This is a genomic window from Streptosporangium sp. NPDC002524 (assembly GCF_040295985.1).
In the GTDB taxonomy this organism is placed as follows: Bacteria; Actinomycetota; Actinomycetes; order Streptosporangiales; family Streptosporangiaceae; genus Streptosporangium.
The window spans coordinates 139,950-149,444 of the sequence record NZ_JBEOWK010000024.1 but is presented as its reverse complement, the minus strand read 5'-3'; the positions used below and the strand labels follow the sequence as shown (position 1 = coordinate 149,444).

7 protein-coding genes are annotated in these 9,495 nt (G+C 71.0%); 4 read left to right on the top strand and 3 right to left on the bottom strand.

Annotated elements, in window-relative coordinates:
• The first annotated feature begins 386 nt into the window (after positions 1-386).
• Both ABT053_RS33345 and ABT053_RS33340 read left to right on the top strand, forming a co-directional pair.
• The gene (locus ABT053_RS33345) at positions 387-617 is read left to right on the top strand and encodes a ribbon-helix-helix domain-containing protein (RefSeq protein WP_350974528.1); all 231 of its coding nucleotides are present in this window, start codon (positions 387-389) and stop codon (positions 615-617) included.
• Positions 607-945 (top strand): type II toxin-antitoxin system PemK/MazF family toxin, encoded by a 339-nt coding sequence (locus ABT053_RS33340; RefSeq protein ID WP_350974527.1) that lies wholly within the window; start codon positions 607-609, stop codon positions 943-945. Before ABT053_RS33345 ends, ABT053_RS33340 begins: the two co-directional genes overlap by 11 nt.
• Before the next feature lie 159 nt (positions 946-1,104).
• Here the strand turns inward: ABT053_RS33340 and ABT053_RS33335 are convergent, their stop codons facing one another.
• Together ABT053_RS33335 and ABT053_RS33330 are read right to left on the bottom strand one after the other, a co-directional pair.
• The gene (locus ABT053_RS33335) at positions 1,105-2,634 is read right to left on the bottom strand and encodes a pyridoxal phosphate-dependent decarboxylase family protein (RefSeq protein WP_350974525.1); all 1,530 of its coding nucleotides are present in this window, start codon (positions 2,632-2,634) and stop codon (positions 1,105-1,107) included.
• A 302-nt stretch (positions 2,635-2,936) separates the two neighbouring features.
• Positions 2,937-3,194, bottom strand: a complete 258-nt coding sequence (locus tag ABT053_RS33330; RefSeq protein WP_350974524.1) for a hypothetical protein — start codon at positions 3,192-3,194, stop codon at positions 2,937-2,939.
• A 1,064-nt stretch (positions 3,195-4,258) separates the two neighbouring features.
• On the opposite strand from ABT053_RS33330, the gene ABT053_RS33325 reads away from it, so the two are divergent.
• Positions 4,259-5,839, top strand: coding sequence for a TROVE domain-containing protein (locus tag ABT053_RS33325; protein ID WP_350974522.1), 1,581 nt, complete (start codon positions 4,259-4,261; stop codon positions 5,837-5,839).
• Positions 5,840-6,224: 385 nt separating this feature from the next.
• Positions 6,225-7,478 (top strand): hypothetical protein, encoded by a 1,254-nt coding sequence (locus ABT053_RS33320; RefSeq protein WP_350974520.1) that lies wholly within the window; start codon positions 6,225-6,227, stop codon positions 7,476-7,478.
• Positions 7,479-7,813: 335 nt separating this feature from the next.
• On the opposite strand, the gene ABT053_RS33315 is transcribed toward ABT053_RS33320, so the two are convergent.
• Positions 7,814-9,259, bottom strand: a complete 1,446-nt coding sequence (locus ABT053_RS33315) for a pectate lyase family protein (protein ID WP_350974518.1) — start codon at positions 9,257-9,259, stop codon at positions 7,814-7,816.
• Positions 9,260-9,495: the final 236 nt, after the last annotated feature.

Genomic DNA, 9,495 nt, shown 5'->3' with positions numbered 1-9,495 from the left:
AACGCCCGCCCCACCACCGACGCGCCTCACGGGCGGGCTCATCAGCCGCTACACCTGGCCGCACCTACTCTTCGCTTTAGGACTTACTCGTCTAGAGGTCCCGCTCCCCGGCGGCCCCGTCCCCGCGACCCCGTTCTCCGGGGATCCCGTTCCCGGCGATTCCGTTCCCCGGCGGCCCCGTCCCTTGGCGATCTCGGGCGGGGCGGGACCGCCCTGCCGTCAGCGCCTGCCCGCTGCCCGGCCCGGCCACCTTGGTGGCCGGGCCGGATGTGGTGGGGGTGGAAACCGGTGACGTCTGACTTGCCGGAGCATCGTCACGATAAGTATCCGAACGCTCACGAAATTCGATCGAAATCCTGCGAGAGGCCTCGTCGTACAGTGAAGATATGGCCATGCTGACTGTTGAGATCGATTCGGACACGGAGAGGATTCTCTCCGAGCTGACCTCCGAGGGCAGGTCCACCACCGATGTGATCCGTGAGGCGATCCACGTGGCGGGCCGGCTCCGCTGGTTGGAACAGGCGCGCGCCGACGCGGAAAGATTGGCCAACGACCCGGATGACCTGGCCGAGATCCGGGCGATCCGCCGTGAGTTCGGTGACGCCGATGCGGGGTGACGTCTACCGGCTGCGCGCTCTTCGCGACACGGTCGGTCACGAGCAACGAGGCGAACGATTCGCGGTGGTGTTGCAGTCTGATGCCTTCGCCACGTTCTCCACCCTGGTCGTCGCCCCCACCTCGACCAGCGCCGGCTCCGCCGTCTTCCGTCCCGAGATCGAACTGAACGGCAAGGCGACTCGCGTGCTCATCGACCAGATGAGAGCCGCCGACGTCTCCCGGCTCGGAGATTTCGCGGGCCGCCTCGACCCGGGAGAGATCCACGAGATCGGCAGGACGTTGCACGGCTTCCTCGGTCTGCTCTGCAGAGACAGCAGGGAGATATAAGGGGGACGTGGCAGATCACTCCCTTGTCGTGATCCCGCGAGCGATGACGGTACGAGCATCGTGTCGAGGAGGCGACCCGGGTTTTCTTCCGGCGTCCCGGATCTGAGACCTGTGCCCGGAGGTGGCCGCGATCGCCGCCGGCGAGGGGTGCCGGGGAACTCACGGCCGGGACGCGACCTCCTGGAGGATCTTCGCCACCCGTTCCACGTCGGCCTCCGTGGTGCGCCAGTTGCTGAACGCGGCGCGCAGGGCGGGCACCCCCTCGTGGACGGTCGGTGTGAGGAAGGCCTCGCCGGACGCGGTGATCGCGTCGACCACCTCGTCGATCCGGGCGGGGGAGGGGGATCCGGCGAGGGTGAAGCAGACCACGTTGAGCCGTACGGGGGCGAGCAGCCGGTAGGCGGGCATCGCGGCGATCCGCTCGCCGAGCCCGGTGGCGAGGGCGACGTCGCGCCGGACGATCTCCGCGTGCCCCTCGCGCCCGTACGCGGCCAGGGTGAACCAGGCGGGCAGCGCGCGCAGGCGCCGTGAGTTCTCCGGCGTGAGGTGCACGAAGTCGGGGTCGTCGCCCACCGGGCCGAGGTAGGCGGCGGAGTTCCGGAAGACGCGGGCCTGCAGGTCGCGGCGGCGGGTGAACTGGATGGCGCTGTCGTAGGGCACGTTCAGCCACTTGTGCAGGTCCACGCAGACCGAGTCGGCCTCGCCGAGGCCCGCGACGAGGTGGGCGTGCCCGGGGGAGAGCGCGGCGAAGGCGCCGAACGCGGCGTCCACGTGCAGCCAGAACGGGTGGTGCTCGCGCAGGGCCGCGATGGCGCGCAGGTCGTCGAAGTCGACGGTGTTCACCGTGCCGGAGTTGGCGACCACGATCGCCGGTGCGCCGTCCAGCCGGTCGAGCTCCTCGGCGAGCCCGGCCACGTCCACCGCCTCCCGCCCGGGCAGCAGGCCGGCCCGCCGGATCGCCGACCGCCCCAGGCCGAGCATGGACAGCGACTTGACGACGCTGGAGTGCGGGCTCCCGGACAGCACCGTCACCGGCCCGAGCGCGGCCACGCCCTCCTCGGCCGGCGACACGCCGCGCCGCTCGCCCAGCCACTCCCTGGCGATCGCCAGGCCCGCGAAATTGGACATGGTCGCGCCGCTGACGAACGTCCCCTCGTGCTCGGGCGGCAGGCCGAAGAGGTCGCGCAGCCAGGCGGCCGCCTCCCGTTCGAGGTCCGGGGCGAGCGAGTCCAGGCCCGAGGTGGGGTTCTGGTCGAGGGTGCCGGTCAGCCAGTCGCCCGCCAGCGCGGCGGGCGTCACGCCTCCCGTGACGAAGCCCAGATAGCGGGGGCCCGCGCCGGCCGCGAAGCCCGGCTCCCACCGCTTCGCGAACTCCTCCATCGCCCCTTCCAGGCCGATCCCCGCCTCCGGCAGGGGCATGGGCGTGGGCCGCACCGGCGCCCGTGCCACCGTCCGGTCGTCGAGTCCGCCGAGGAGGCGCACCGCGTATGCGCGGGTGGCCTCCAGCAGCTCGGGGACGCGGGCGTGGTCGGCCCCGAGCGTCCCGCGCACTCCCTCCGGTGCGCCGGTTCGCTCTGGTGCGCCGGTTCCTTCCGGTGCACCGGTCTCCTCCGAGGTGCCGGGCAGGTGGCCGCCGGTGGGCGATGATCCGGGAATGCGCGGGGTGCCCGCTTCGTCTCTGGCGTCCATTCTCCGACGCTACGACGCCGGTCGGCCGTCTGGCGAGCGGCCCCGGTCCCGAGGGCGGGCGGCGTCTCCCCAGGTCACCGAGGCGGCCCGCCGCCGTGGCCGCGCCTCGGCGGCGTGTCCGGCGAGAGCCTCGCGGAGAAGGCGGGGCCGGGGCCCGGCCTTCTCGTCGGGCCCCGCCCCGACCTGGCCCGACGGCACTCCGGCCGTCCCGCGCCGCGGCCGGGCCGAGAAGTCGTGGTGAGGGTGTGGAGAGGTCATAGGTCAGGGCGAGAGGTCGTGGTGAGGGTGTGGAGAGGTCGTGGTCAGGGCGAGAACGAGATGGACGGGCGGACCCGGCCTGCCTCGCAGAGGGCCCAGCGCATCCGGCTCGCGTACGCCTCAGGATGGTCTCCGGCCTCCTGGGCGACGAGGGCGGCGCAATCGGAGAGGTCGGCGTGGCAGGCACGGATCCGGCCTTCGATGATCATGCGCACCTGGTCGGGCGAGGGATGGTCCGAGGCCTGCAGCGTGGAGACGAAGAGAACCTGTGCCAGGTCGGACACGTTCATCGGAGTCGTCATCACGTGATCCTTTCCCGGGAGGCGCGGAGGTCCTGCGGAACTTCGATCGCGTCCCCGTCGGTGGTTCGGCCCGTGTTCACCTTCTATCGTCTCTCCGGGCACTGACATTTTCGCCCCGTAGCCACACCCCTGCCACCCCTATTTTTCGGCGAATAATGAGATGTGATGCGTGGCGGTGGTCGCTACCGTGGTAAGCGCCTCGGGGTTCGGAAACGAAACCGGCCGTCCAACGCGAGAAGAACATCGTAAGAAGAACGTCGTAAGAAGAACGTCGTAAGAAGCACAGCTTAAGAACATCGCGGAAGAACGTGCCGGAGCCGTCTCCGGAATACGAGGATCCGACAACTTGATACGCGCTTCCCCGGTGCGAAGGCAGCGGTTACTTCGCTCTTCCAAAGCGATGGTCCGGGTTCGACTCCCGGCTCCGGCCTCGGCCGGTGTGGTGTAACGGCAGCACGTCAGGGACCGTGGCCGATCTTGACCTCGGGGAAGACCAAAATTCCACAGCGACCTCCCCGGTGCGAAGGTGACGGTTACTTCGATATGGGATCGAGAAGTCCGGGTTCGATTCCCGGCGCGCCGCCGGCTCGTGCGGCGCGTGGTGTAAAGGCAGCACGCTTTCGTTCCGCCGCCGACTTCGATCTCGGGGAGGTCCGGCAAAGACGTCCACGCGCCTCCCGGTGCGCCGGTCGCGGTTACTTCCAGGTTCGACTCCTGGCGGCTCCACTCAGCGGGGCCGCCGCCCGCCAGGCCGGGCGACCGCGATCACCTCGATCTCGGGAGGCGCACGGCCTCACACGCGTGCCCGGTGCGCGGAGGAGGGTTACTTCCACTGTCAACGGGGCGGTCGCCGGTTCGAATCCGGTCGCGGTTCCGGCCGCGTAGCTCAGTCGGGAAGAGCACCTTGGTACCTTCCTCGCTTCGACCTCGGGCACGCCCACGTGAACAACGCGCGAAGCAGGAGCACTCCCGGCGCGCGCGGCTCCGGCGCGGTCACCATGACCGCCGCCCCCGCGTGCGTAGCCCACGGGTGACGTACGGAACTCGCAGAGAAAGGCCCGTCCATGTCCAAGTTCAACACCGCGACCAACCGGCCGGCCGTCTCCAGCCCGGTCAGGACCGAGCGGGTTCCCTCCGGGCGCACCCACGAGGGCGCCCCCGGATACGCCCGTGACGCCAAGGGGGAGCTCTTCCTCCTCGCGGTGTCGAACATGGTCGGCGAGAACACCTTCTACGAGAAGGCCGGTGACCGTGACGACCGGTTCCGCCGGCTCGTCCACCAGGTCGCGGTCGAGGACGGCGAGTGGATGGCCCGCTTCCTTCCCTGGCTGCGCGGTGAGGCGAACATGCGGACCGCCCCGCTCGTCGCCGCGCTGGAGTCGGTCAGGGCGCGGCTCGCCGCGGGCCTGCACGGCCTCAACCGGCAGCTGGTGGACGGCGTCCTGCAGCGCGCCGACGAGCCCGGCGAGGCCCTCGCCTACTGGATGTCCACGTACGGGCGGGCGATCCCCAAGCCGGTCAAGCGCGGCGTCGCCGACGCCGTCCGGCGCCTGTACACCGAGCGCGGCCTGCTCAAGTACGACACCGGCGCCAGGGGCTTCCGCTTCGCCGACGTCATCGACCTCGTCCACCCCGTCCCGGCGGCGGACAAGGCGTGGCAGGGGGAGCTGTTCGCGCACGCCCTGGACCGCAGGCACGACCGCGACAAGCCGATCCACGACGCGCTGGCGACGCTGCGCGCCCGCGCCGGGCTGGCGGTCCTGCCGGTCGAGTCGCGACGCGCGGTGCTGGCCGACCCCGGACGCCTGCGCGCCGCGGGCATGACCTGGGAGGCGCTCGCCGGGTGGCTCCAGGGCCCGATGGACCGCGAGGCGTGGGAGGCGATCGTCCCGTCGATGGGCTACATGGCGCTGATCCGCAACCTGCGGAACCTCGACGAGGCGGGTGTATCCGACGAGGTGGCCGGGCGGGTCGCCGCGAAGCTCGCCGACCCCGGTGAGGTGGCCGGGTCGCGGCAGCTGCCGTTCCGGTTCTACTCCGCATACCGCAACGCGCCGAGCGCGCGCTGGGGCCACGCGCTGGACAGGGCGCTCACGCTCGCCACGGGCAACGTGCCGTCGTTCGGCGGGCGCACCCTCGTCCTCGTGGACACGTCGGCGTCGATGACCTCCGGCGCGGTCTCGGCGCGCTCGACGGTCACGCCCGTCCGGGCGGCGGCGCTGTTCGGGGTGACGCTCGCCGCCCGCGGCGAGCGGGTGGACCTGTACGGCTTCGCCGACGGCGTGTTCCACCACAGGATGCGCCGGGGAGCGTCGGTCCTGAAGGAGATGGACCGGTTCTGCGGGCGCGTCGGCGAGGTCGGCCACGGCACGCAGATCGCCGCCTCGCTCCGGCGCGCGTACCGCGGGCACGACCGGGTCGTCATCCTGTCCGACATGCAAACCATGAGCGGCTACCACGGCGACGAGGTCACCCGCGCGGTGCCGGAGCGCGTCCCGATGTACGGCTTCAACCTGCAGGGTTACCGGCGGGCGGCGATGCCGGCCGGTTCGGGGGGCCGCCACGAGTTCGGCGGTTTCTCCGACGCGTCGTTCCGGCTGATCCCGCTGCTGGAGAGGGGCCGCGACGCGAGCTGGCCGTTCTGACCCCGGCCGTGCGGCGAGATGCCGATCGGGATTCCGGCTGGGCGGCGGGATGCCGGTCAGGATCTCGGCCGGGCGGCGGGACGTGGGTCGGGACCCTGGCTGGACGGCGGGATGTCGGTCGGGACCCTGGCCGGGTGGCGAGATGCCGGTCGGGACCCTGGCCGGGCGGCGGGATATCGATCAGGATCCCGGCCGGACGGCCGGATGTCGATCGGGACCCCGGCATCCGGCCGGTCGGCCGTTCATGGTGATCTTTACTGGTCTTCATCGCAACTGTGTTCACATCTGTCACGCGGGTGAGCGCCCGTTTCGCGAACAAGCCGCCGACATTCTGGAATGATCGCTGGATATCCTGTCGGACATCGAGACTGACGGACAGTGACTGATGCCCCCCATCGATCAAATCACCGCCTTCGCATCGGACCAGCCGGTTCTCACGGTCATCATCGGCGTGTTCGCCCTCGTCCTCCTGATCGTGGCGTATTTCGTGCTGCGCGCGGTCCAGCGCCTGGCGGTCCGCTTCTACCATCGTCACATCGCGCCCCGTCCGGCCGAGGACATCCTCACCATCGTCGCCGCCAGCATCGCGACGGGTGTCTCCGCCCAGGGCATGTGGCGTTTCTCCGGTGACGTGCTCGGCTTCGACGGCCCACTGCGGCTGCTGCTCTTCGCCTTCATCGAGGTCGCCGTCATCACCAGCGCCGTCCGGGCGCGCCGCAACATGCGGGAGAACTTCTCCGCGGGCATCGACGGCGTCGCCGTGTGGGCGCTCACCGGTCTGACGGCCGTGCTGTCGAGCATGGACGCCCGCAGCGCCGCCGAGGCCATCTTCCGGCTCGCCGCCCCCCTGGTGGCGGCGTGGCTGTGGGAGCGCGGCATGGCGATCGAACGCCACCGCATCACCGGGCGTTCCCGCATCAACTGGCGGATCACCCCCGAGCGCGCGCTGGTCCGCGTCGGGCTGGCCGAGGTGAGCGACCGTACGGCCAGCGAGGTGGACGCCCACCGCAGGCTGACCCGGGTCGCGCTGGCGGCCAAGCGGGCCCGCGCGCTCCGCGCCTCGGGGGCGTCCGAGAGGAAGATGCGCGTGGCCCTCTCCAAGCTGGACCGTGCCATGGACCGGGCGGTGGAGCACAGCGGCCTCGCGGTCGACTCCGCGCGCCAGGAGGCCCTGCTCTCCCAGATCGGCGCCCTCTACAACACCTCCGCCCTGATCGACCTGACCCCGCCCGTGCCGTGGGCCCCGGAGCCCGAGGCGCCCGCGCGTCCCGCGGTGGCGGTGGGCCCCGCGGCGCTGCGGCCCCCGGTCGACGATGACGACGACGAGCTCCACGTGCTGGACGTCCCGCCGCCGATCGTCGACACGGCGCAGCGCGCGGCCCTGATGCGGGCCGCGCGGGAATACTGGGACAAGCAGATCGAGCGGAAGTTCGTGCCCCGCGCGGCCGACATCGCCCACGAGACCGGCGTCTCGCTGGCCAGCGCCCGCGAGTACCGGGCCCTGTGGAAGCTGGAGCCCAAGGCTCACGCGCTGCTGGAGGCCGCCTTCCACGAGCACGGGATCGTCGACACCGGCACCTTCCCGGCGATCGAGACCGAGCACGTCCTGACCGTGAACGGCTCCTCACCCGGCCGCTGACCTCGCCGTGAAGGAACGGGCCGCGGAGGGAGTCGGTCGTCCACGGGACGCCGCCCGCGCTCGCCCGGTTCGCTTGGTTCGCCCACCGGTGATCCTCACGACCGCGCGGCAGGACGACGTTCCTGCCGCGCGGTAGCCGTGAAAGCCGGTCAGTGTGAAAGCCGGTCAGCGTGGAAGCCGATGGCCGTGAAAGCCGGTGGCCGGACCCCGTAAGGTCCGGCCGGAAAGCTTGTGGCCGGGCCCCGCCGGGGCCCGGCCACGCTCGGCGCTCGCCGCCTCTCGGATCCGGATCGGACCCGGGTCAGGTGCGGGTCAGACGTGGGGCGGAGTACGCGTCAGATGGAGATCCGGCCGGCACCGGCGCCGCCGGTCACGATCGACTTGACGCTGGAGGCGCCGTCGAGGGAGTAGGAGTAGGGGATGGAGCCAACGCTGCCACCGGCCTGGCCGGTGCCGGAGTTGACGAAGTGGTTGTTGCGGGCGACCAGGGTGCCCGGTCCCGAGTCACCCTCGCCCAGGTGGTACGGGTCGTCGGTGTTCTCGAAGTAGTTGCCCTCGACCAGGACGCCCGCGCCCTCGGTGGAGGCCACGCCGTAGCCGCCGACGTTGCCGTAGTAGTTGTTGTAGACGTGCACCGGGTTGCCGAAGCGCACGCGCGGGTGGCGCTGGGTGGTGCCGTCGAACCAGTTGTGGTGGTAGGTGACGCGCAGCTTCCCGCGGTCCTCACTGCCGTTGCCGTCGTCGTGGCCGAGCAGCATGGACTTGTCGTGGTTGGTGACCTTGTTCCAGGAGATGGTCACGTAGTCGCTGGCCCGCTTGACGTCCACCGCGCCGTCGTAGCCGTTGCTGAAGGTGTTGTGGTCGATCCAGACCCGGGTCGAGTACTGGACCTGGATGCCGTCGTCGTTCCAGTCACGGAAGGACAGGTTGCGGACGATGACGTTGGACGCCCGGGAGATGTTGAATCCGCAGCCCGCGATGGTGGCGCCCGAGTTGCCGATGATCGTCTTGTTGGAGCCGACCGTGAGCATCCCGGAGCAGGAGATCGTGCCCGACACCCGGATGACGGCGGCGCTGCTCGAAGAGAGCGCGCTGCTCAGCGCCGAGGAGCTGCTGACCGTGGTGGGCGGGGCGTTGCCGCCGCCGGTGGTGCCGCCGCCCTGGGTCGCCCAGCCGACGAGGCCGCCCGGGTTGCCGGGGGTCGGGGTGATCGTGGGCGTCGGGCCGGGGGTGGGGGTGACCGTCGGGTCGGGGTTGCCGCCGCCCGCGGGGACGAGCCGCCACTGCTTGGTCGCCACCGAGTCGCAGGAGTTCTGCTGGACGAGGGCGCCCGAGGAGGTGGAGTTGTCCTTGGTGTTGAGGCACTTGCCGCCGTTGGCGTTGACCACCCGGTAGTTGGAGCCGGACTCGGTCAGGTTCCAGGTCTGCGACGAGCCGCCCGAGCAGCTCTCCTGCTGGACCGCCTTGCCCGCCGAGGTGCTCGCGCCCTGGACCCCGGCGCACAGGCCGCTGTGGACGGCCTTGAGCTGGGTGCCGCTCCCGGTCACGGCCCAGGACTGCCCCGAGCCGCCGCAGCCGCTCTGGGTGAGCTGGACGCCGGTGGACGAGCTGCCGCCGGGAACGGTGAGGCACAGGCCGCTGCCGTTGTTCACCAGGTTGTAGTTTCCCGCCGCGGGCGCGGCGGCGGAGGCGGCGGAGACGCCGGCCACCGTTCCCGAAAGGGCGAGGGCGGCGACGGCGACGAGAACGCCGGCCGCCTTCCCGTTGATTCTGTACAGCACAGTCGAGCTCCTTGCTGGTCCGGCAGGCCGGTGCGCCTGCGGTTCGGAGTCCCCCCAGCGAGTACTCGCCGTTCACATATGCGATCCGCGTACATGTGAGCGAACAACCCACAAGCTAGGTAAGCGCTTTCCCGCTGTCAAGCGGGGCATGAAAGTTTCATGACGGGCGCTGTCACCCGAATGTCCCCGTCACGCCCGTGACCAGCGGAGGGCGCAGAAGGAGCCCGCTCCGGCGG